Genomic DNA, 20,975 nt, shown 5'->3' on the forward strand with positions numbered 1-20,975 from the left:
GGTGGTTCAGCCCCTGACCAAGTCACGGGCTGAACCACCTCAGCCTAGCTAACATCAACGTCGCCTCCGACAGAGTCGTCGGCCGTGGTTGTCGATGCAGCAGCGGCAACGAAGTGTTGCCTGCTCTACTGTTGTTATCAAACAGACCCACGCGCTGAATCCGGATCAGGAGCGCGCTCTCTGCCCGTCGATGTACGGGTTTCAGCCATAGTGGCGTTCCCTGATTCCTGCCACGACCAATGCAGCTGGGTACCCACCGAAAGCCGGATACGGATCTCTTCTCAGAGATCCAGCACCAGTTTGGCGCACGCCGCGCGCGAGACGCAGATCATCATGGTGTCGTGGGCAGCTCGTTCGTCGTCATCGAGGAGTGAATCGCGGTGATCCACGGTGCCTTCCAGGACTGTCGTCATGCAGGTACCGCAGGCGCCTTCTCGGCAGGAGTATGCGGCCTGCACTCCAGCTTCTTCGACGGACTCGAGCACGGACTTGCCGGCTGGGACTTGAACAGTGACGCCAGCCCGTGCGAGCTTGACCTCGAACACCTCCGAACGTACCGGCGCTTCCAGCTCCTTGGCCGTGAAGCGTTCGACGTGCAACGAACCGTCTGGCCATGCGATGCACTTGTCTTCAACAGCGTCAAGAAGAGGTGCTGGGCCGCAGCAGTAGACGAGCAGCCCGGGCTGCGGGGTACCGAGGAGTTCCTCGAGGTCGAGCAACCCACAGTCGGCCTCGGGAAAGACCCGCACCCTGCCCGGGTACTGTTTTTCAAGGTCATCTCGAAAGGCCATCGAGTCGGCTGAGCGCCCTCCGTACACCAACTCCCACTCCGCGCCCTGTTCCTCAGCTTCTGCCAGCATCGGGATGATCGGAGTGATACCGATCCCGCCAGCGATGAAGAGGTACCGTACAGCGGGCTTCAAGCGAAAGTGGTTGCGCGGTCCGCGAACACGCAGGATGTCACCCTCGTCGATGTTGTCGTGGATGCGTCGCGAACCGCCCCGGCCGTGCTCCTCGCGCAGCACGGCAATGCGCCATGTCTTGTGGTCTCGCGTCGAGGAACTCAGGGAGTACTGCCGCAGGAGGCCCTCTCCAAGGTCTAGTTCGATGTGTGCGCCGGGCGACCAGGTCGGTAGCGGGGTGCCATCAGAGCGTTGCAGTTCAAGCGAGACGACGCCGAGAGCCTCGTCTCGTCGGCGAGTCACGACCAGGTCGAGCTCAGGCTCAGTTTCACGTGTGGCCATTCGGTGGATCTCCAGAAAGGCGTGCTTGGTGAAGAAGGAGCTCGGTAGCAGTCAGCTCCAGAGCGCGTGGTAGAGGTCTGCGATCTCATCGACCGCCGGCACCCGCGGATTGTTGTCGGGTGAACCAGAATCCTTGGCCTGCTGCGCCATGACAGGGACCTGACGTCTCCATTCGGTCTCCAGGATGCCATATTCCCGAGGCCCTGGAACGTCGAGGTCCTTGTTCAGCGTCGCGAGGGCCTCGACCAGTTGCCGGGCCGCGGTCTCGTTGCTCACCCCCATGCTCGCGATACCCATCGAGCGGGCACAACGCGCGTAGCGATCGGGCGCCGAGCTGATGGAGAACTCGGTGACCGCGGGCATGAGCATGGCGTTGGACAGACCGTGAGCGATGTGGAAGTGGCCACCGATCGGCCTGCTCATTCCATGCACCAAGGCGACGCTAGAGTTGGAGAAGGCGATGCCTGCCTGTGTAGCGCCGAGCATCATCGCCGCGCGGGCGTCCTCATCCGTCGGGTCTTCGTAGACAGCGCGAAGGTTGCGGAACAGCGTGCCCATCGCGGTGAGGGCGAGGTCATCGGTGAATGGATTTGCGCGCCTGCTCACATAGGCTTCGACGGCGTGCACCAGTGCGTCGACGCCGGTGTCGGCGGTGAGCCGACGGGGCATCGCCATCGTGAGCGCGTAGTCCACGAGCGCGATGGTGGGAAGGAACGCCAGGCCAGCGCAAAGCATCTTCTCGTCCGTAGCGCTGTCGGTGATGATGGTGAAGCGGGTGCATTCTGATCCGCTTCCGGCGGTCGTCGGAATCGCGATCAGCGGCAGCGTCGGCGCGTCTGTGACCGCTGGGGCCTTGTAGTCACGCATCGAGCCGCCCTGCGACCCGAGCAGCGCCACCGCTTTAGCGGTGTCCATGGGGCTGCCACCGCCGATACCGATGACACAGTCGAACTCGCCGGAGCGCAGGACAGCGGCGCCCCGTGCGATCGAGTCTGTGGTCGGGTCGGGTTGAGCACCAGCGAAGAGTTCCGCGGTGATCCCGGCATTCCGGAGGCCATCCTGGATCTCCGCGAGGAATGGCTGTTCAGCGAGGAAGGCGTCGGTGATGATCAGCGGCCTGTGGAGGTTCACTGACTGCAGCACGTCGGCAAGTTCGGTCGAGCAGCCGCGGCCGATTCTAAGTACGCGAGGCAGAGCGATGGAGGCTGTCATCGCAGAGTTCACCGTCCCCCAGGGAAGTTGAGGTCGATACCGCCGCGTGGCGCGGTCGCGTGCGGCCAGCGGGTGGTCACGACCTTGGACCGGGTGAAGAAGTGCAGCCCGTCCGCGCCGTAGGCGTGCGTGTCGCCGAACAGCGAGGATTTCCACCCGCCGAAGGAGTAGGCGGCGGCAGGCACTGGGATCGGCACGTTGATACCGACCATGCCGACCTCGACCTCGTTCTGGTAACGGCGGGCAAGGGCACCGTCTGTGGTGAACAGAGCGGTCCCGTTGCCGTAGGCGCTCGCGTTGACCAACTCGAGTGCCTTGTCGAAGGACGGCACCCGAACGACATCGAGGATCGGACCGAAGATTTCGTCCTGGTAGATCGACGCCTCCGGTGAAACGTGATCGAAGAGTGTGGGGCCGAGCCAGAAACCGTCCCCATCCCCGTCAACGTTGGTCTCCCGTCCGTCAACGACCAGCGTGGCGCCGGCTTGGATCCCAGCGTCGACGTAGGAGACGACACGGTCTCGGTGGGCACCGGTTACCAGCGGTCCCATGTCACTGCCACTGCGACCATCCCCGGTCTGGAGTCCTGCGATGCGCTGCGTGATCCGCTCGACGAGGGCCTCGGCGACCGGTTCGACCGCAACCACAACGGAAACGGCCATGCAGCGCTCCCCCGCAGAACCGTATGCGGCTGACACCGCGGCATCCGCAGCAGCGTCGAGATCAGCATCCGGCATGACGACCATGTGGTTCTTCGCCCCGCCCAGCGCTTGCACGCGCTTTCCGCAGCGGGTGCCGGTCTCATACACATGCCGGGCCACCGGAGTCGAACCAACGAAGCTCACGCCGCGGACATCCGGATGCGTCAGCAGTCGATCCACCGCGACGGAATCACCCTGGATCACATTGAACACGCCATCCGGCAGCCCGGCCTCGGCCCAGCACTCCGCGAGGATCACCGCGGCGGACGGCACCTTCTCACTCGGCTTGAACACGACGGTGTTGCCGCATGCGATCGCGATCGGAGCGAACCAGAGCGGCACCATGGCCGGGAAATTGAACGGCGTGATCAGGGCGCACACACCCAGCGGCTGCCGAATCGAGGCGACGTCGATCTGCGTCGACACCGACTCCGAAAACCCACCCTTGAGCAAAGCAGGGATCCCGCAGGCGTATTCGACGACTTCAAGACCACGAGCGATCTCGCCATGAGCATCGTCCAGAACCTTGCCGTGCTCCGCGGTGATCGCTGCTGCGAGCTCATCGCGACGGCGCAGAAGCTCCGCCCGGAAGTCGAACAAGATTCGGGCTCGCCGGGACAGCGTCGTCCAGCGCCAGATCTCCCATGCCGCGCTGGCTGCGTCGACAGCAACGTCCACGTCCTGCTCCGAAGCGAACGCGACATGACCGGTGACGCTGCCGCGAGCAGGATCGAAGACCTCACCGTAACGATCTGCCAGTCCAGTCCAGGGCTTTCCGTCGACCCAGTGGGTAATGCGATTGCTCATCGAGGCTCCCTTGCTGTTGCGATGACCAAAGCCTTGCCGTGCGTTCTTGCACAAACAAGAGTCAATGAAGCACATCGATCTGCAAATACGCACATCGATGTTAAAGTGGCTCATGGTCTCGGCAGACGCCCTTCGGTACTTCCTCCAAGTAGCCCGGCGCGGCAGATTGGTCTCCGCAGCGGAAGCGCTCGGCGTTGACCACACCACCGTCAGCCGCCAGATCAGCCGCCTCGAGCGCGATCTGGGCTACCGAGTCTTCGATCGTTCACCGACCGGCTGGTCCCTTTCCGACGCCGGCCAACGCCTACTTCCTCACGCAGAAGCAGTCGACGCCGCGGTCCTCTCAGCCGTCGCAGACACCAACACCGAAGGGCAGCTCACCGGCACGGTGCGGATAGCCACCCCTGACGCGTTCGGCGCCTTCATCCTCGCCCCAGGCCTGAACACCTTCCGAAAGGAACATCCGAACCTCGACGTCCACATCGTGACCTCGACACGGAACGTAGCCCTGGGCATGCGCGAATTCGACATCGCCGTCACGTTGCAAGAACCTCAGCCACGACACGCAAAGTATCGCCGGCTCACCGACTACACACTCGCGCTCTACGCCACACCCGAGTACCTCGCAGAAAACCCGCCGATTCACGAGCCCGCAGACCTGAGCGCCCACACACTGATCTGGTACGTCGACGACCTACTCGACATCACACCACTCCGTTTGCTCGACGACGTCCTTCCCGGACACCGCGTGGCAATCCAGACCAACAGCGTCACCGGGCATTGGCAAGCCGCCGTCGCCGGAGTCGGCCTTGCACCCCTACCCCGCTACCTCGGCGACCAGGACCAGCGACTCGTACCTGTCCTCCCCGACACCCTGCAGATCAGCCGCACCTACTGGCTCGCCGTCCCCAAAGAATCCGCTCGCCTCGAACGCGCCCGCGCAACCATCGCACTACTTGAAAAGATCGTCTCCGACCGCCAGCACGACCTCCTACTCGGCGCCTCCAACAGCCAGGACACTGAGAGCCCCAAGAAGTAGTGAGCGACACCGACATCGAAGAACTACGACCGCGAGAACTACCGGGGTGACACCTCGGACGCGGGAAACTGACCGCTGAGGAACTCACGCGATCGTTGTTCGAACGCATCGACACGTCGACGCAACCGTGGGTGCGCATGCATGCGAAGCGTACGCAGCGGCACGGAGTTCTGGACGCCGCCCGTGGAGCGCACCTTGGCACCATCCGCCCCACCCACTGGACATCGTCTAGTCGGCTCCGGACAGGCCATCGTTCGCGAGATCAACCTAGTCGACGACGCCATCGACCACCGCTGCTCACTGGTGGCCTTCCAGATTAGGCCGGAAATGGCCCTTTGAGGTGGCCATTCCCGCATGTGAGCATCCGCGCATGCTCGTCAATGAACTCAGCCAGCCCGTGGGACAGCCCGTTCCCGGTTGGACACCGCGCCCCGTGCCGACTACCCCGGTGCTCAAGGGACGCTACTGCCAGCTGGAGCGGCTGGACCCTCACCGGCACGCGGAAGAGCTGTTCGACGCCGATCAGCTTGATACTCGGGGAGAAAGCTGGACCTACCTTCCCTACGGGCCGTTCACCACGCTCACCGACTATCGGCAATGGGGCCAGCAGGTCCACGGCGACGACGATCCGATATTCTACGCAATCATCGCCACCGACCAACAAGATCTCGCCGATGGACACCCCCGCGCGGTCGGCGTGCTGAGTTTCCTGCGGATCCAGCCCGAGATCGGGGTGATCGAGATCGGCCACGTCCACTATTCCCCATTGCTGCAACGTCGCCGCGCCGCCACCGAAGCGCAGTACTTGCTGGCCAGTCACGTCTTCGACGAGTTGGGTTACCGCCGGCTCGAGTGGAAGTGCGACGCGCTCAACGCCGCCTCCCGCGCCGCGGCGCAGCGACTCGGATACTCCTATGAGGGCACTTTCCGGCAGGCGACGATGGTCAAGGGCCGCAACCGCGACACCTCGTGGTACTCGATCATCGACAGCGATTGGCCCAACATTCGAGACCGATTCACCACCTGGCTGCAGCCGGACAACTTTGACTCCCATGGCCACCAACGAACCCCGTTGCGCCCGACTTGACCTGAAGCCGCTGCCGGGGAAATGCTGCCGCTGGCCGCGGTCCAGTTCTCGGGCGCTCTTTTCCCCTCGGATTTTCTTCAGTTAGAGCCCCTTGCCCCCAGGTGACGGAGCGCCTCACCTCTTACCTGGGGCTGCAGGTCCGGCCATCTCTGTCGGCCTGGTGACGCTCGAACACCCGTTGATCGTCGCGATCCCCTGAGCCACCGTCGCAGCAGCAGGCTCGTCCTTCTGCCCCGTTCGGTGGTCGCGGTCGTCCACCGCCCAAAGTCCAACTGCCGTCCGCTCTGTGGGGACCCGGAGAGACGGTCGCGGATCTCCGCTGGGATGTCGAAGGAACTCTCGACGCCCTCCACCTGGACCGTTCTCGTCACCAGATCGACCGTGACGGGGGTGGTCGGCTCGTGGTCGAGCAGCGCCCAGAGCCGCTCCTCCACCGGAGTGGGGTGCACGCGGCCACTTTTCGATGGTCCAGTCCGGGCCGCAGTAGACGATCACCAGTCCGTTAGTACGGAGGTAATCGACCAGGGCAACATCGTCACCAGTGACGTAGACCAGGCGGGTCCGGAGGGCCGCGAGGAGGTGGTCCTCCCTGACGTAGGTGCTCTTCAGAACCAGCGCCTGGGTGCGGGCGCTGGTATGGCCATGGCGGCAGCGGTAGCCGGCCCGGTTGTTCACCCAATGCGCGTCAAACCGCCGACCGCACCGGCCACACACAATCAGCCCCGCCAACCGATAGATCCGTGTGTCCCCTTCCTGGGTTTTGCGGGCGGCGCGCATGCCCTGGATCGACCGGAACGTTGCTTCGTCGACCAGTGCGGCGTGTGCGGGTGCGTTCGACACCACCCAATCCTGTTGGTCCATGCGGCCCCCGGCGCCGCCGCCGCGACGAGAACCTCCAGGATTACGGAGGGTGCCGTGTCGATTCCACACCTGCATCCCCGTGTACCGCGGATTCTCCAGAATCCCCGACACTGTTCGCGCAATCCACGCCCGCCCCGAACGATGCGAGTTACGCACCCGATCAGCACCCGACGGACACGTCGCCCCACGCTCATTGAGCTCCCGCGCGATACCGGCCACGCTGCGCCCCGCAGCGCGCTGCTCGAAGATCCACCGCACCCACGGAGCCGTAGCCGGATCCGGTTCCAACCGGTGCAATCGACGCCCCCACTGCGTGTGGGCACTGTTCGGGTGCGGCCCCGCATCAACCAACCGATACCCATACGGCGGCCGCCCACCCAAAAACCGGCCCTGCGTACAGACCTGGGCGCGCATGGCCGCCAATACCCGGTGCCGCGCCCGCAACACCTCCCGCCGCGACTGCGAACCCAACAACAACATCAACGCCTGATGCGCCGGATCACCGAGATCAACCGGCCCACCCGCCTCCGGTAACCACAACTGCACACCCTGCTCGGCCAAGAAGCTCATCACGGCCCGGAACTGATCTCCGTAGAAAGCCCGCTCATACTCGCCGACGACAACGGCATCAAACCCACGGTCCGGGCTCTGCGTCGCGGTTAGCAGTGCTGCCGCAAACGGCCGCTTCGACCAGGACCGCCGACGCGAACAGCCCTCATCGAAGTACTCGGCCACGATCAGCCCGCGGCCGTCGATCGTCTCCTCGGCAACCTCGAGCTGCCAGCTCAGCGACGTCTCATGATCCTGGAACTCCTTCGTCGACATCCGACCATAAAAAGCGAACCGCACCAGCGACCCACCACGACCACTCCCCCGATGTCGCGGCCTGCGGCCGTGCCCTGCTGTTCCGAATGGGCCTGTTCCCTCTGCCCCGGTCACCGCGCACCCCGCATCCAACACCGCCCAATAAGGCAGTGCTGGAACGTCGCCACACAGCGCTTGTGACGCAGCACCAGCTCAACACGACCCGAATAGCCGCATGCCGACGCCAAGGGCAGAAGACACCGACGACCCCCGCCGACTGACAAAACCCTTGAGGTTCCACAGGGTTGTAGCCTGCGGAAGACGCACCTGCTACCGTTCTGGTGTGATTTCCCCAAACACGGGAAATTTCACCGGTCTAGGGGTTCAAGTCCCCCCTCGGACACTCTCTTACCTCACGAGTTAAAACTCGGCGGCTAGCACTCCTCACTGCTGGTAGCGGGGTTCTTCTTCTGGCACTCGACGGTGAAGTCCGCCTCGGGTACGGAGGGTATCGGGCCGGGTGAGGCCACCAGCTCGGGAGCTGGACAGCCTGGTATGGGCCTGAGACGCCAGCCTTCGTGGCCACACACGATCTCCAGCCCTGCACGGCGAAGACAGTCACCAACGTCTTTCCCCACATCATCCTCGGGTGGTGCCCCACATTGCTGGCTGAGCAAGCCCGGTAAAGCGTCGCGAAGGCGATCCTCGCGGACGTAGACGTGACGGGGCACCGGACTCGGCCGCGATCGGGCGGACTTCGAACCATGCCGGCAGCGATAACCCGCGCGGCCATGCAGCCAATGCGCGTCCATCCGACGACCGCACTCCCCGCACACCACCAGATCAGCCAGCTCATACGTGCGCGCCTCACCGTCTTTGCTCGGCCGGGGCGCACGAATGCGTTGCACGGCGAGGAACGTGGACTCCTCGACCAACGCCGGATGAGACAACTGCTCGGAGACTTCCCATTCCTGCACCGCATTCCGACGCACCGCACCGGATCCTCGGCCACCCGTGCGTCCCCCGGCGCCGTGACCTTTGGTGGAGTGCCAGTTCCAGACCTGCCGGCCGGTGTACCGCGGATTCGCCAAAATCAGCCCGATCGTGCGGGCGATCCACCCCTGCCCCCGACGAGGACTGTTGCGGGCCGGGTCGGCATCGGCCGGGCACGGCACACCACGCGCGTTGAGCTCCCGCGCCAACGACGCCACCGACCGGCCACGCGCCCGCTCGGCGAACATCCACCTCACCCACGACGCCGTCTCCGGATCCGGCTCCAACACCTGTACACGCCGCCCCACTGCGCATGCGTGACATTGGGATGCGGACCCGCATCCACCAGCCGATAGCCATACGGTGGGCGACCACCGAGGAAACGTCCCTCATCTCGTGTCTGGGCGGCCATCGCGGCCTTCACCCGATGCCGAGCCCGCACCACCTCACGCTGCGCCTGCGCACCCAGCAACACCATCAACGCCTCATGAACCGGACTGTCCAGCTCCACCGGCCCACCCGCCTCAGGCAACCACAGCTGCACGCCGAGGGTGTTCAACCGTGCCAGGACCTCCCGAAACTGATCACCATAAAAAGCACGCTCGTACTCACCCACCACCACGGCATCGAACTTCCGATCCGGGTCCTCCGCAGCCGCCAACAGTGCCGAGGCCGCCGGCCGGTCCACCACGACCACCGCCGCGACCGGCCCTCATCGAAGAAGTCGACCACGATCTCACCGACACCCTCGATGAGCTCCTCCGACACCGCCCGCTGCCACGCACGCGACGTCTGCGGATCCTGAAACCCACGGGTCGACATCCGCCCATAAAACGCGAACCGCACACCACCCACCGGTCCCGCGGCAGACCGCAGCGAACCACGACGCCGTGCCGCCACCGCATCCACAAAACCGGAACTGGTCAACCCACCCATCTCGGCCCTTCCCACCTCGAAGCCGAGACCCATCGTGGCCCACGATCGCGGACGACTTGATCTACACCCGAACAGAGCAGTCCGATACGCACCCCGACTGAAGCGCTTCCCCACCACCGGCGCAGCCTTCCCACCGCTAGCGCGGCTGCCGTCGGCCGGACTACTCAAGCGGTAGGCCATGCATGCCCCACCACACGACGAGCGCTGTCGGACAGTCAGCTATCGGACATCAACCAGGTCGCCGCCAGCACCGGCAACGACCCCCTTCTAGACAGCCTCCTGCTCCGGCTTACACACCGAAACCGCCTGCCGCCGCGGAGGCGCACTCGCACTTCGCCCACGAGACCTCGACACCGAACAGTGCCTGATCCGGCTGAGAGAAAAGGGTGAGACCCTGCGCTCGCAACCGGTATCCCCGAACCTGATGGCCCACCTACAAGCACACTCGGACCGCCGTGGAGACGCCGACCCTGACGGACAACTTCTCCGCTATGCCAACGGTTCTCCCACTACCCGCCGGCGATACGACCACCTGTGGACGCGCCTGGGACGTCATCTGCCGTGGGTCGCCACCCAGCAAGTCTCCACACACTGGCTGCGCCACACCACTCTGACTTGGGTCGAGCGCAACTTCGGCTACGCCGTCGCCCGCGAGTACGCCGGCCACACCAACGGCCATGGCGACACCGGAGCAACCGCGACCTACGTCCGCGCGAACCTCACCGAAGTCGCTACAGCCCTTGCAGCTCTAACAGGAGAGCCCCACCCCTCGCAACTCCCCCCGTGGGCCGTGGCGGATTGTCAGGATGATCAGTCAAGCTAAATTTCAGTTGCCGCTGAGGAAATCGTCTTGATCAACAGATAATGCCGATGCTGACCGGCTATCCGATGGCCTGCGTCGAGGTCGTGACGATAGCCACCTCTTCCTTGCCCCACACACAGAGAACCGCCCTGGAACTCGTGTTCGGCGAAGGTGAGGCGGTCAGGACTGGCTAGCGCAGGGGTGGGATGGCGGGGACTTCGGTGGCGTTGGCGATATCCTCGGCGGTCAGTTTGAAGCTGTCGGGATAGCTGTCACGCCGGGTACGGCGGTCAGGTTCGCTGGTGCGCCACATGTAGAGGCACGGAAGGCATTGCAGCACTTCCCACACCCCGGGCACCGGGGAGGTCGTCACGCTGCGGATCTCGGCTGCGGCGCAGCGCGGGCACACGGTTTCTTCGGCGCTCATCGAACTTTCCTTCCTGGAAGCGGAGTTTCAGCGCTTGTTGAGCAGTGAACGCAGGCGATCGGCCCACGCCGCGGTCTCGGGCAGGTCCTTGGTGGGGGTGCTGAAGTTGCCCCGCACGTCGGGCTGTACCGGGGTCGTCGCGTCGATGATCATCTTGCTGGTGATGCCCGCTGGCTGGGAGGCCGGAGCCAGTTCCACTACCGACAGGTTCGGGATGACCACCACGTCCTCTGCCGGGTTGACCTTCGCCGACTGCGCCCACATCACCTGTGGCAGGTCGAACGGGTCCACGTCCTCGTCGAGGAGGATCACTTGGCTGACGTAGCCGAGCCCGTGCGGTGTGGTCATCGCGCGCATGCCCACTGCCTTGGCGAACCCGCCGTAGCGCTTCGCCGTGGAGATGATCACCAGCAGCCCGTGCGTGTACATCGCGTTCACGGCGCGAACTTCCGGGAACTCCGCGCGCAGCTGCTTGAGCAGCGGCACACAGGTGTTCGGACCCACCAGGTAGTCGCACTCGGTCCACGGCATGCCCAGGTACAGGGATTCGAAGATCGGGTTGTTGCGGAAGGAGATCCGCTCGATGCGCACCACCGGCATCCGCCGACCGCCCGAGTAGTGCCCGGTGAACTCCCCGAACGGTCCCTCGAGCTGCCGCACCCGCGACTCGATGCGGCCCTCGATCACCACTTCCGCACCCCACGGCACGTCGAGTCCGGTCAGCGGTGCCGTGGCGATGGGCATGGGAGCGCCGCGCAGTGCGCCGGCCATCTCGTACTCGGACTGGTCGTAGGCCATCGGCATGCCCGCCACGATCGGCACCACCGGTTCGTTGCCCAGTGTGATGGCCACCGGCAGATCCTCTCCCTTCTCTTCGGCCTTGCGCAGGTGCTGGGCGATGTCGTGCATCGGAACCGGTTGCAACGCGAGGCGATCCCGGCCGATGACCTCGATGCGGTAGATACCCAGGTTCTGACGGTCGAAGTCCTCCGGCGCGTCCGGATCCCGCGAGACCACGGCGGCCTTGTCCAGATTGAACCCGCCGTCACCGTCGTTGAGCCGGAACAGCGGAAGCACGTCGAACAGGTCGAGGTCCGCGCCGGTGACGCTGTTCTCCCGCCACGGCGCGTCCTCCCGGCGCTCCTGCGCGACGGGGAAATCGTCCCAGCGCCGCGCGAACTCCTCGACCTGCTCGCGGGTGGAGGTCTCCTTGGGCAAGCCCAGGGCCAGCGCGTGGTTGCGCCACGAGCCGTGCACGTTCATCGCGATCCGCGCGTTGGTGAAGCCCTTGACCTGGTCGAACCACAACGCGGGCGCGCCCTCCCCGATGCACCCGGCGGCGTTGGCGGCTGCTGCCAGGTCGGGCTCGGGCAGCACCTCATCGGGAATCCGCAGCAGCTGCCCCTGCTGCTCCAGGGTGTTCAGGAACGACCGGAGGTCGTCGTAGGCCATGTGCTCTCCTCGAAAAGAACTGTGCGGCAAGGGGAAAGTGTCAGGATGCTGCGCGCTTCCGCAGCCGAGTCGTCCGAAGTCCCTCCCACCGCTGCGCGACGGGGGCGGGCAGGTCCAGCTGGTCCAGCACGCGGGTGACGATGTGTTCGACGACTTCGTCGATGGAGGCCGGGTTGTGGTAGAACGCGGGCATCGGCGGCACGATGCGCACCCCCATCCGGGACAGCGCGAGCATGTTCTCCAGGTGGATCTCGCTCAGCGGTGTCTCGCGCGGCACTAGCACGAGCGGCCGGCGTTCCTTGATCGTCACGTCCGCTGCGCGCGCGATGAGCCCGTCGGCGTAGCCGGCGCGGATCCCGGCGACGGTTTTCATCGAGCACGGCACGATGACCATGCCGTCGGTGCGGAATGACCCCGACGAGATGCTCGCACCCTGGTCGTCGGGGTTGTGGACGACGTCGGCGAGCTCACCGATCTCCTTGGTGCTCAGTCCGGTCTCCAGCTCCGCGGTCGCCCGGGCCCATCGGCTGATCACCAGGTGGGTCTCCACATCGGATAGCTCTGCCAGCTGCGCCAGCAGCCGGACCGCGAGCGGAGCCCCGGTCGCCCCGGTCATGCCAACGACGAGTCGCATGCTTCTCCTTTTCGGTCACTCCAGCTCCGACACCTCCACATTAGGAGCCGATATCGCAGGTGAGCGGGTACGCTGGTGACAAACCATGGGAAGAATCGGACAAGAACAGGTATGCGGATGCCCGAGATCACCGATGTCGCCTACCGGCCGGGGCTGAGCACGCCGATCGGGATGGACGTGGCGGATTTCGCCGAGCTGCGCGAACGGGGCGAGCGGCGGGAGATCGACCTGGCTGCCCCACAACGGCCCGACTTCCACCACCTCATCCACGTCGCCGGGGACGCCGAACCGCTGCCGCACTCGGTGGACTTCGCCACCCACGTAATCGAGCCGGGCGGATGGCTGTGGGTGCGGCCGGGCCAGGTCCACCAGTACGCGGCCGAGCCGGGCGGTGCGCTGACCCGCTCACACGGCGCCATCGTGATCTGGCGCCCGGGTTTCGTGACCATCGACCCACCACTCAGCGAAACCCCGGTGCTGCCGACCCGCTCGACCGCCCACCTGGTCGACCTCGCTCGCCAGCACCTGTTCGCCGAGTACGAAGAGCTGGGCACCCTGACGCTGGAGGAGCACAACCGGGCGCTGCGCATGCTGTTGGCGGTCCTCCTGCTGCGCCTTGCCCACGCCAGCCCGGAACTACCTTCCGCCGCACCGCCGGACGGGCCCTTCGCGCGGTTCCACGCAGCTGTCGAACGCGACTTCACCCGCACCCACCGCGTCGCCGACTACGCCGCCGCCCTCGGCTACAGCACCCGAACCCTCACCCGAGCCGCGCTAGCTGCCTCCGGCACCACAGCCAAGGCCTACCTCGACGCCCGCATCATCCTGGAAGCCAAACGCCTCCTGGTGCACACCGACAACACCTCAGCTGACATTGCCCGCCACCTCGGCTTCGAAAACCCCGGCGATTTCAACAAGTTCTTCCGCAAACACGACGGTCGAACGCCGCTGGCATTCCGCGCCGAAGCACGCGGCACGACGGAGCGATGAATCTCCCGCTCCCGCGCCAGAACGACTGCCCCTCACGAACAAACTCGACCACGGAGCGACACGCGTATCTAAAACGGCGAGGCCACGCATTGCGGGACACGCTCACCTGGGACCAGGGGCCGAGATGGCCGAACACCGTGCCTCCACGATGGCCACCAACATGGCCGTCTACCTCTGCGATCCAGGAAAACCTTGGCAGCGCGGCAGCAACGAAAACACCTATTGGTCATGATGATCCGGGCCGGGCTTCTTCGACGGGAGACGCTTCGGTCGGGCCGTTGGGTGACTCGGAAAACACGTGCCGCAAGGCTTTCCGTTGATATGTCCACGGCGGCCCACAGGGCGAGAGCCCTGGCCTGGAGTGACTTGATAGAAGCCTGCTGAGCCGTCAACTCGCAATAGGTCTGTCCCCAGGCCAGGGCTCTTGCCTCTGCCCCGTCATCCACGACAGCGGAGGAGAGGCCAGCTCGATGGTGACAGTACGGATCGACCCGCACAAGCACGTCCACGTCGCAGTGGCAGTCGATGCCGGCGGCAGGCAGATCAGCAAGCCGATGATCGTCAACAACGACACGCTCTTGATCACTGCGCTAGTCAAGTGGATCCGCTCGATCGCAGGCGACATGCCCGTCACCTGGGCCATCGAGGACGGTCGCGGGTTCGCCCGCCGCCTCGCCGACGGCCTGCTGCTCGCCGGCCACGAAGTGGTCTGGGTTCCATCCCGGCTGACCGCTGCCCACCGCAAGCTGCATGCCGCCACCGGCGCCAAGTCCGACCCCGTCGACGCCGCCGCAGCCGCCCACGCCGCGATCGCCACCCCCGGCCTGGACCGGCACCGCATCGACGAGCGAGTCCGTGAACTACGCGTCCTGGTCGACTACCGCGCAGACCTCATCAAACGCCGCACCATGGTGATCAACCAGCTCAAAGCACAACTGCATGTCTGGCTCAACCACACTCCAGGAGACCTCGCCCGCCCCAAAGGCCTGGCCTCGCTGACCGCACTGCTAGAGCCGGCACCGCTGGGCACACACGTCCGCAAGGCGCTCGCCGACATGATCACGGAGATCGCCGATCTCAACCAACGTGTCCGCGACCTCGACGGCACTATCAGGGAACTCGTGACCCCGCTGGCCCCCGCACTGCTGGAGATCACCGGGATCAGTCACATCTCCGCGGCGGTCCTGATCGCTGAGATCGGCGACATCACCCGCTTCTCCAGCTCGGCCAAGCTCGCCCGCTACACCGGCTGCGCTCCGATCCCGGTCTACTCCTCCGACAAAGAACGCCATCGCCTGCACCGAGGCGGAAACCGACGGCTCAACAGCGTGCTCTACACCGCAGCGATCGTGCAGAAACGCTGGCATCCCGACGCACAGGCGTTACTTGCCCGCCACGAACCCACCAAAGGTAGCCGCGGCGCCCGCCGCATCCTTCAACGCCACCTCATCGACGTCATCCACCGAGCCATGACCACCGATCAAGCTTCCTGGAAACACCACATCACCCGCTACGAACACACCGCTTGACATAGAAGCATCAACGGCCTGCTACGCCAGCATTTCCCTGGCAGCACCGACCTGCGAACCCACAACATCACGGCCCTGCAAACCATCGCCGACGAACTCAACGGACGCCCCAGAAAATCCCTCGACTGGGACACACCCGCCGAACGCCCCTCTGCTTTACTAGATGCCTAACAGTTCCGACTGTTGCGGCGACTGATTGAATCCGTGCAGTTCCGGTGAAATTCCGGCGACTGCTGCGCCGCCACCAGCTGACCGGGTCGATGGGGCGGGTCGGCGCGTGTGGCGACAACGCCGCAATGGAATCGTTCTTTTCCTTACTGCAGAAGAACGTTCTCGACACCAGATGGTGGCGCACCTGCGAGGAACTCCGGATGGCGATCGTGTCCTGAATCGAGACGAAATACCACCGCAAACGCAGGCAACGACGCCTGGAAAATCACCTCGGTCGAGTTTGAGAGCATCTACACCGCCGCACACGCGCCCTGACACCGGTCAAGCCCAGGTAACAACCAAATCCCGGGCAGCCCCCGGAGCACGGATGCGGACCCCGTTCCGGAGCGAGCGCGATGAGCTCGCCGACGTCGTGGCGCTCGCCCAACACCACGGCCTCCGCGCCAAGACCATGACCTACCCGCTCTCCCACACCAGCGAAGCGTGGAAGCCTTGCGACGAGGGGAGATCCTCGGTCGCGCCGTGGTGATTCCCGATCAGACCGCCGTGTAGCCGCCGTCGGCGGGCACTGCGGCGCCAGTCATGAACGATGCACCTGGGGAACACAGGAACGCGATGACCTTCGCGATTTCCTCCGGCGAACCCGGTGAGGGAGCACGGATCCTCGATCCGACCCCGGCATTCTGCCGCGACGGCACCTGCCCCGCGATCATCGGCGACGTCGTCGTCCACGGAGTGACGACCCACCTAACCACGACCCACGCTCGCACAATCAAGCCGTGGCTCGACGAACAACTGTCCTCGCTGGAGGTCCTGCCCTGATCTCGGTCCGGCCCGTCGGCGCCGAGCCGGAAGGAGGTCACCCACCGCGGACGGGCTCAGCGCTGGACCGGGTCGCCGTCGGCACCTAGGAAGGCCTCGAGTTCGGCGGGGGTCGGGGCGGCCTCCCAGTCGCCGGGGGTCGTGCACATCACGGCGCCACAGGCGTTCGCCCGGGCGAGCTTCTCCTTGACGCTCCAGCCTTGCACGTCGCCACTGAGGTAGCCGGCCACGAACGCATCCCCCGCTCCCACCGTGTCGACGACATCGACGCGATGGCCAGGAGCGTGGACCACGGTGCCCTCGGTGTACGTTGACGCACCGTCGGCGCCCCGCTTGACGACGATCTCGCGCGCGCCCATGGGGTCGAGGGCGCGGGCCAGCTCGTCGATCGCCAAAGAATCATCCGCCACGCCACCGGGAACCCCGTACGCCAGCTCCTCGAGGGAGCCGAACACGAGGTCCGCCTCCCCGACGAGCTCGCCCAGCACCTTCGCGGCGACGTCCGCGGGAGCGAGCGTCGACCGGTAGTTCACGTCGACGCTCACACGCACCCCGGCGGCCCGAGCCCGCCGCACCACGGAAAGACACGCCTCGCGCGCGGAGTCCGACAGCAACGGAGTGATGCCGGTAAGGTGCACGAGCCCGACGCTCTCGACGAGACCCGCGGGCACGTCCGTGGCTGCCAGCCGCGAACCGGCGGAACCCGCACGGTAGTAGTACACCCGCGACGTCCCCGGGCCCGTGAGCTCCTTGACCATGAGCCCGGTCGCCGCCTCCGGGGCGAGCTGTGCCCGCACGTCGACGCCCTCGCCGCGGACCTCGCGCACGACCCGTCTGCCCAGCGAGTCGTCTCCGACCCGGCCGATCCACGTGACCGGAACTCCGAGCCTGCTCAGGCCGACGGCGACGTTCGTCTCCGCGCCACCGATCCCCACGTGCGCTCCGGACACGTGCGCGAGCGAACCGATGCGGCTGCCGGTGAGCAGGCCCATCGTCTCGCCCAGCGTCAGAATCCGAGAGGCCGTCATTCGGTTCCACTCCCCGCGCACACCTCGACGAACCGCCGCGCCCGTTCCCCGAGCGCACCGAGTTCGCCGCCCTTCAACGCGTCCCCGAGCAGCGGACCACCGACGCTCACTGCCGCCGCACCTGCCGCGAGCCACGCCCGCGCCGATTCGAGGTCCACCCCACCAGACGGGACGGCGGACAGATCCGGGAACGGACCGCGCAGATCCTTCAGGTATCCGGGACCCACCTGGCCCGCGGGGAACACCTTCACCGCGGAGACGCCACGGTCCCAGGTGGAGAACAGCTCCGTGGGAGTGAGGCCGCCCGGGATGATCGCGATGTCGCGTTCGAGGGCCCGGTCGACGGTGGCGAGATCGGAAACCGGCGTGACGAGGTAGTGCGCTCCCCCATCGGTGGCAGCATCCACGTCGCCGGGCCGCGTCACGGTGCCGATGCCGATGTCGGCCGTCTCCGCGTACCGTTCGACGAGCCCGGGCAGCGCGGCGAACGTCCCGGGAGTCGTGAGCGTGAGCTCGAAACTCCGCACCCCCGCCTCGACCATCGTGTCGATGACCGGCACGTAGTCCTCGGCGCGCTCGCCGCGGATCACCACGACGAGCCGCGAGGCGGCGGTCCTCCGAGGCAGGGTCTGACGCTGGCTCATGACGTCTGTCCTTTCTCGACTCACCAGTCGTGCACGGTGCCGTCGAGCAGGCGGTTCACCGGAAGGTAGGCGGCGGTGTACGGATGGCGCGCGGCGAGCTCCTCGTCGAGTTCCACGCCGAGACCGGGGTTGTCACCGGGATGGAGGAAGCCGCGGTCGAACGTGTACGACGTGCGGAACGTCTCCAGCGTCAGCTCGCTGTGCGGCATGTACTCCTGGATGCCGAAGTTGTGGATCGCCAGGTCGATGTGGAGTGCGGCCGCCATGCCGATCGGCGAGACGTCGGTCGGACCGTGGATGCCGGAGCGGACTCCGTAGATACCTGCGAAGTCGAGGAGCTTCTTCATACCCGTGACGCCGCCGGTGTGCGTGGGCGCCGACCGCACGTAGTCGATGAGCCTCTCGGTGATGAGCGTCTGATAGTCGTACACCGAGTTGAAGACCTCACCAGTGGCCAGCGGGGTCGTGCTGTGCTGCCGGACGAGCCGGAACGCCTCCTGGTCCTCGCCGGGCGTCGCGTCCTCGAGCCAGAACAGGTCGTACGGTTCGAGCGACTTCGCCAGCCGGGCGGCCTCGATCGGTGACATGCGGTGGTGTCCATCGTGGAGCAGCCGCAGCTCTGGTCCGAACTCCTCGCGCACCTTCTCGAAGATCGACGGAACGTGCCGCAGATACGCGGGCGTGTCCCAGTCCTCCTCCTCGGGACGCGTCGCGGCGCTGCCGTCGGCCGCGCGATGCGCGGGCTCGTAGTCGTACCTCTCCCCTGGCTTCGCCGTATCCGAGACGCCGTACACCCGGCCGAGACCGGGAACGCCCGTCTGGATGCGCACCGCGGTGTAACCCTCGTCCACGTACCCGCGGATCGCCTGGGCCAACGCCTCGTAGTCGTTGCCGGAGGCGTGCGCGTACACGCGGAGCTTGTCGCGGCTCGCTCCACCGAGCAGCTGGTACAGCGGAACGCCCGCCTTCTTCGCCTTGATGTCCCACAACGCCATGTCGACGGCGGCGATCGAGGCCATCGTCACGGGCCCACGTCGCCAGTACGCGCCGCGGTACAGGTACTGCCACGTGTCCTCGATGCGATCCTCGTCCCGGCCGACGAGCGTGCTCGCGAGATGATCCCGCAGGTAGGCCGCGACAGAGAGCTCCCGCCCGTTGAGCGTCGCGTCGCCCCACCCGACGACCCCGTCGGACGTGACGATCTTGAGGGTGACGAAGTTGCGTCCGGGGCTCGTGACGATGACCTCGACGGTCGAGATGCTCACGGTGCTCGCTTCCTTCCAATGTCGAAAGTGGACGGTGTGGGAACCGCCTCGGATGCGACTCGCCGCCGCACCCGAGGCAGGTGTTCAGACAGCGTTGCGCGGATCCCTCAGGTCGCGTCCTGCGACCTCGGGCATGAGCAACGTCCCGATGAGCGGGCAGACCGTGAAGATGCCGAGCATGATCGCGATCGGGACCCACGATCCGCTCGCCGCGGCCACCCAGGCCGCCACGACGACGGGGCCGACACCGGTGGCGATCATCGCGGCGATCTCCCTGATGACACCGGTCGCGGCGTACCGGTGCCGGGCGCCGAAGATCTCCGGCAGCGTGAGGTTCTCCAGCGAGGCGAGCGCCATGACCGACACGTTGTGCATGACGATGTAGCCGACGAACAACTGCGGGACGTCCGCTCCCGCGATCGCCATCATCGTCGGCACGATGAGGATCAGCGAGATCACGCTCATCACCTGGTACATCCGGCGACGGCCGAACTTGTCGCCGAGCGCGCCGACGATCGGCACCGTGACGAATGCGCACAGCGAGGAAACGATCACGACGCTCGTGCCCACCGCGGCCGACATCGCGAGCGTGACGGTGATGAACGAGACCATGTAGGTCTGCAGGATTCCCGAGTTGCCCGCCTGTCCGAATCGCAGCAGGAACGCGGGTACGAGCGCCCGCCACTTCTTCTGCTCGAGCGCCTCGAGCATCGGGATGTCGTTCTCCTGCTCGGCCTTCGCCCGGATCTCGTCCGTCGTGAGCGCCACGCCGTCGTTGACGTGGGAGCTCTCCTCGAACACCGGGCTCTCCTTGAGCCGGAACCGGATCCACACGGCGAACAGCAGGATCACGGCGCTGCCGAGGAACGGGATGCGCCAGCCCCACGCGAGGAGCTGCTCCTCGGAGAGAACGGCGACGAGGATGCCCCAGATCGCCGACGCACCGAGGGTGCCGCAGTTCGTGCCGAGCGCGACGAGCGACGCGATGATGCCGCGACGCTTGGTCGGCGCGTACTCGGCGAGCATGACACCCGCGCCGGAGATCTCCGCACCGGCGCCGAAGCCCTGCACGAGGCGCAGCACCGCGAGGAGGATGGGCGCGAGGACGCCGATTTGGTGGACGGTCGGCAGGGCGCCGATGAGCGTCGTCGCGCCGCCCATGAGGGCGATCGTGATGAACAGGACTTTGGTGCGGCCCACCCGGTCGCCGAGCCGTCCGAAGTACCACGCGCCCACGGGGCGGGCGATGTAGCCGACGGCGTACGTCGCCATCGCGGACACGACCGCGAGCGCAGGGCTCTCGCCGGCGAAGAACAGCTGGCCGAAGACGAGCCCGGCCGCGAGCGAGTACAGCTGGAAGTCCATGAACTCGAGCGCGGTGCCGAGCCATCCGGACATCGCGGCGCGTGCGAGATCGCCGGTGCTGCGTTCGGCCGTACCGTCCTTTGCGGTGCCCGTGTCGGGCGGTGGTGCTGAAGTGGACATCGTTGTTCCTTCTTCGGTTTCGCGCGGGGAGGGGGCGGGTGG

The 20,975-nt window shown here is 66.0% G+C and carries 19 protein-coding genes and 4 pseudogenes; 9 read left to right on the forward strand and 14 right to left on the reverse strand.

What is annotated here, in order from left to right; genetic code table 11:
- Positions 1-281 precede the first annotated feature (281 nt).
- From E1288_RS38070 to E1288_RS38080, 3 genes are read right to left on the reverse strand one after another with little or no spacing between them, the layout of a single operon-like run.
- Positions 282-1,244, reverse strand: coding sequence for a PDR/VanB family oxidoreductase (locus E1288_RS38070; protein WP_132493537.1), 963 nt, complete (start codon positions 1,242-1,244; stop codon positions 282-284).
- Positions 1,245-1,295: 51 nt separating this feature from the next.
- Positions 1,296-2,456 (reverse strand): iron-containing alcohol dehydrogenase, encoded by a 1,161-nt coding sequence (locus E1288_RS38075; protein ID WP_132493538.1) that lies wholly within the window; start codon positions 2,454-2,456, stop codon positions 1,296-1,298.
- Positions 2,457-2,464: 8 nt separating this feature from the next.
- Positions 2,465-3,964, reverse strand: coding sequence for a CoA-acylating methylmalonate-semialdehyde dehydrogenase (locus E1288_RS38080; protein WP_132493539.1), 1,500 nt, complete (start codon positions 3,962-3,964; stop codon positions 2,465-2,467).
- Between the two features lie 64 nt (positions 3,965-4,028).
- On the opposite strand from E1288_RS38080, the gene E1288_RS38085 reads away from it, so the two are divergent.
- Together E1288_RS38085 and E1288_RS38090 are read left to right on the forward strand one after the other, a co-directional pair.
- Complete coding sequence (locus E1288_RS38085) at positions 4,029-5,003, forward strand: LysR family transcriptional regulator (protein ID WP_207954780.1); 975 nt, start codon at positions 4,029-4,031, stop codon at positions 5,001-5,003.
- 370 nt (positions 5,004-5,373) lie between these two features.
- Positions 5,374-6,090, forward strand: a complete 717-nt coding sequence (locus tag E1288_RS38090) for a GNAT family N-acetyltransferase (RefSeq protein ID WP_132493540.1) — start codon at positions 5,374-5,376, stop codon at positions 6,088-6,090.
- Positions 6,091-6,204: 114 nt separating this feature from the next.
- On the opposite strand, the gene E1288_RS38095 is transcribed toward E1288_RS38090, so the two are convergent.
- The 3 genes from E1288_RS38095 to E1288_RS49335 form a co-directional block, all read right to left on the reverse strand.
- Entirely contained in the window at positions 6,205-7,911 is a 1,707-nt protein-coding gene (locus E1288_RS38095) for a recombinase family protein (RefSeq protein WP_408014303.1), read from the reverse strand.
- A gap of 278 nt (positions 7,912-8,189) precedes the next feature.
- Complete coding sequence (locus E1288_RS38100) at positions 8,190-8,996, reverse strand: recombinase family protein (protein ID WP_235884108.1); 807 nt, start codon at positions 8,994-8,996, stop codon at positions 8,190-8,192.
- Positions 8,997-9,001: 5 nt separating this feature from the next.
- On the reverse strand, positions 9,002-9,445 hold the full coding sequence (locus E1288_RS49335) for a serine integrase family protein (protein ID WP_235884109.1): 444 nt from the start codon (positions 9,443-9,445) through the stop codon (positions 9,002-9,004).
- A gap of 425 nt (positions 9,446-9,870) precedes the next feature.
- Between E1288_RS49335 and E1288_RS38105 the strand changes: the two are divergent.
- Positions 9,871-10,507, forward strand: a pseudogene (locus E1288_RS38105) (tyrosine-type recombinase/integrase); the annotation flags it as partial.
- Between the two features lie 169 nt (positions 10,508-10,676).
- On the opposite strand, the gene E1288_RS38110 reads toward E1288_RS38105, so the two are convergent.
- From E1288_RS38110 to E1288_RS38120, 3 genes are read right to left on the reverse strand one after another with little or no spacing between them, the layout of a single operon-like run.
- Positions 10,677-10,913, reverse strand: coding sequence for a non-oxidative hydroxyarylic acid decarboxylases subunit D (locus tag E1288_RS38110; protein WP_132493541.1), 237 nt, complete (start codon positions 10,911-10,913; stop codon positions 10,677-10,679).
- A gap of 27 nt (positions 10,914-10,940) precedes the next feature.
- Complete coding sequence (locus tag E1288_RS38115) at positions 10,941-12,365, reverse strand: non-oxidative hydroxyarylic acid decarboxylases subunit C (protein ID WP_132493542.1); 1,425 nt, start codon at positions 12,363-12,365, stop codon at positions 10,941-10,943.
- 40 nt (positions 12,366-12,405) lie between these two features.
- Positions 12,406-12,999: a non-oxidative hydroxyarylic acid decarboxylases subunit B gene (locus E1288_RS38120; RefSeq protein ID WP_132493543.1), complete on the reverse strand. Its 594-nt coding sequence runs from the start codon at positions 12,997-12,999 to the stop codon at positions 12,406-12,408.
- A 117-nt stretch (positions 13,000-13,116) separates the two neighbouring features.
- Between E1288_RS38120 and E1288_RS38125 the strand changes: the two genes are divergently transcribed.
- The 6 genes and pseudogenes from E1288_RS38125 (at position 13,117) to E1288_RS47490 (ending at position 16,218) form a co-directional block, all read left to right on the forward strand.
- Positions 13,117-13,989: a helix-turn-helix domain-containing protein gene (locus E1288_RS38125; RefSeq protein ID WP_207954782.1), complete on the forward strand. Its 873-nt coding sequence runs from the start codon at positions 13,117-13,119 to the stop codon at positions 13,987-13,989.
- Positions 13,990-14,078: 89 nt separating this feature from the next.
- Positions 14,079-14,209, forward strand: a pseudogene (locus tag E1288_RS49340) (IS30 family transposase); the annotation flags it as partial.
- 250 nt (positions 14,210-14,459) lie between these two features.
- Positions 14,460-15,518, forward strand: a complete 1,059-nt coding sequence (locus E1288_RS38135; RefSeq protein ID WP_132493544.1) for an IS110 family RNA-guided transposase — start codon at positions 14,460-14,462, stop codon at positions 15,516-15,518.
- Positions 15,519-15,689: pseudogene (locus E1288_RS49345) on the forward strand (IS30 family transposase); the annotation flags it as partial.
- A gap of 47 nt (positions 15,690-15,736) precedes the next feature.
- A pseudogene (locus tag E1288_RS38140) lies at positions 15,737-16,004 on the forward strand (IS3 family transposase); the annotation flags it as partial.
- A 52-nt stretch (positions 16,005-16,056) separates the two neighbouring features.
- Positions 16,057-16,218: a hypothetical protein gene (locus E1288_RS47490; protein ID WP_165968477.1), complete on the forward strand. Its 162-nt coding sequence runs from the start codon at positions 16,057-16,059 to the stop codon at positions 16,216-16,218.
- Positions 16,219-16,225: 7 nt separating this feature from the next.
- Here the strand turns inward: E1288_RS47490 and E1288_RS50585 are convergent, their stop codons facing one another.
- The 5 genes from E1288_RS50585 to E1288_RS38165 all read right to left on the reverse strand — a co-directional run.
- Positions 16,226-16,402, reverse strand: a complete 177-nt coding sequence (locus E1288_RS50585; RefSeq protein WP_132493545.1) for an SDR family oxidoreductase — start codon at positions 16,400-16,402, stop codon at positions 16,226-16,228.
- A gap of 165 nt (positions 16,403-16,567) precedes the next feature.
- Positions 16,568-17,539, reverse strand: coding sequence for a sugar kinase (locus E1288_RS38150; protein WP_132493546.1), 972 nt, complete (start codon positions 17,537-17,539; stop codon positions 16,568-16,570).
- Complete coding sequence (locus E1288_RS38155; protein ID WP_132493547.1) at positions 17,536-18,183, reverse strand: bifunctional 4-hydroxy-2-oxoglutarate aldolase/2-dehydro-3-deoxy-phosphogluconate aldolase; 648 nt, start codon at positions 18,181-18,183, stop codon at positions 17,536-17,538. The genes E1288_RS38150 and E1288_RS38155 overlap by 4 nt, the downstream gene beginning before the upstream one ends.
- Before the next feature lie 20 nt (positions 18,184-18,203).
- Complete coding sequence (gene manD / locus E1288_RS38160; RefSeq protein ID WP_132493548.1) at positions 18,204-19,448, reverse strand: D-mannonate dehydratase ManD; 1,245 nt, start codon at positions 19,446-19,448, stop codon at positions 18,204-18,206.
- Positions 19,449-19,532: 84 nt separating this feature from the next.
- Positions 19,533-20,975, reverse strand: a 1,443-nt coding sequence (locus E1288_RS38165; RefSeq protein WP_328592535.1) for an MFS transporter, incomplete at its 5' end; no start/stop codon positions are given.

The organism is Saccharopolyspora elongata, assembly GCF_004348985.1.
Lineage (GTDB): Bacteria > Actinomycetota > Actinomycetes > Mycobacteriales > Pseudonocardiaceae > Saccharopolyspora > Saccharopolyspora elongata.

What these genes read in the sequence shown, in the direction of transcription:
- E1288_RS47490 (WP_165968477.1), top strand. Translation starts at nt 16,057, where the DNA reads ATGCGGACCCCGTTCCGGAGCGAGCGCGATGAGCTCGCCGACGTCGTG.
- E1288_RS38075 (WP_132493538.1), bottom strand. Translation starts at nt 2,456, where the DNA reads ATGACAGCCTCCATCGCTCTGCCTCGCGTACTTAGAATCGGCCGCGGC.
- E1288_RS38090 (WP_132493540.1), top strand. Translation starts at nt 5,374, where the DNA reads ATGCTCGTCAATGAACTCAGCCAGCCCGTGGGACAGCCCGTTCCCGGT.
- E1288_RS38070 (WP_132493537.1), bottom strand. Translation starts at nt 1,244, where the DNA reads ATGGCCACACGTGAAACTGAGCCTGAGCTCGACCTGGTCGTGACTCGC.
- E1288_RS38125 (WP_207954782.1), top strand. Translation starts at nt 13,117, where the DNA reads ATGCCCGAGATCACCGATGTCGCCTACCGGCCGGGGCTGAGCACGCCG.
- E1288_RS38100 (WP_235884108.1), bottom strand. Translation starts at nt 8,996, where the DNA reads ATGTTCGCCGAGCGGGCGCGTGGCCGGTCGGTGGCGTCGTTGGCGCGG.
- E1288_RS38120 (WP_132493543.1), bottom strand. Translation starts at nt 12,999, where the DNA reads ATGCGACTCGTCGTTGGCATGACCGGGGCGACCGGGGCTCCGCTCGCG.
- E1288_RS38155 (WP_132493547.1), bottom strand. Translation starts at nt 18,183, where the DNA reads ATGAGCCAGCGTCAGACCCTGCCTCGGAGGACCGCCGCCTCGCGGCTC.
- E1288_RS38115 (WP_132493542.1), bottom strand. Translation starts at nt 12,365, where the DNA reads ATGGCCTACGACGACCTCCGGTCGTTCCTGAACACCCTGGAGCAGCAG.
- E1288_RS38110 (WP_132493541.1), bottom strand. Translation starts at nt 10,913, where the DNA reads ATGAGCGCCGAAGAAACCGTGTGCCCGCGCTGCGCCGCAGCCGAGATC.
- E1288_RS50585 (WP_132493545.1), bottom strand. Translation starts at nt 16,402, where the DNA reads ATGATCGCGGGGCAGGTGCCGTCGCGGCAGAATGCCGGGGTCGGATCG.
- E1288_RS38080 (WP_132493539.1), bottom strand. Translation starts at nt 3,964, where the DNA reads ATGAGCAATCGCATTACCCACTGGGTCGACGGAAAGCCCTGGACTGGA.
- E1288_RS38150 (WP_132493546.1), bottom strand. Translation starts at nt 17,539, where the DNA reads ATGACGGCCTCTCGGATTCTGACGCTGGGCGAGACGATGGGCCTGCTC.
- E1288_RS38135 (WP_132493544.1), top strand. Translation starts at nt 14,460, where the DNA reads ATGGTGACAGTACGGATCGACCCGCACAAGCACGTCCACGTCGCAGTG.
- E1288_RS38085 (WP_207954780.1), top strand. Translation starts at nt 4,029, where the DNA reads ATGAAGCACATCGATCTGCAAATACGCACATCGATGTTAAAGTGGCTC.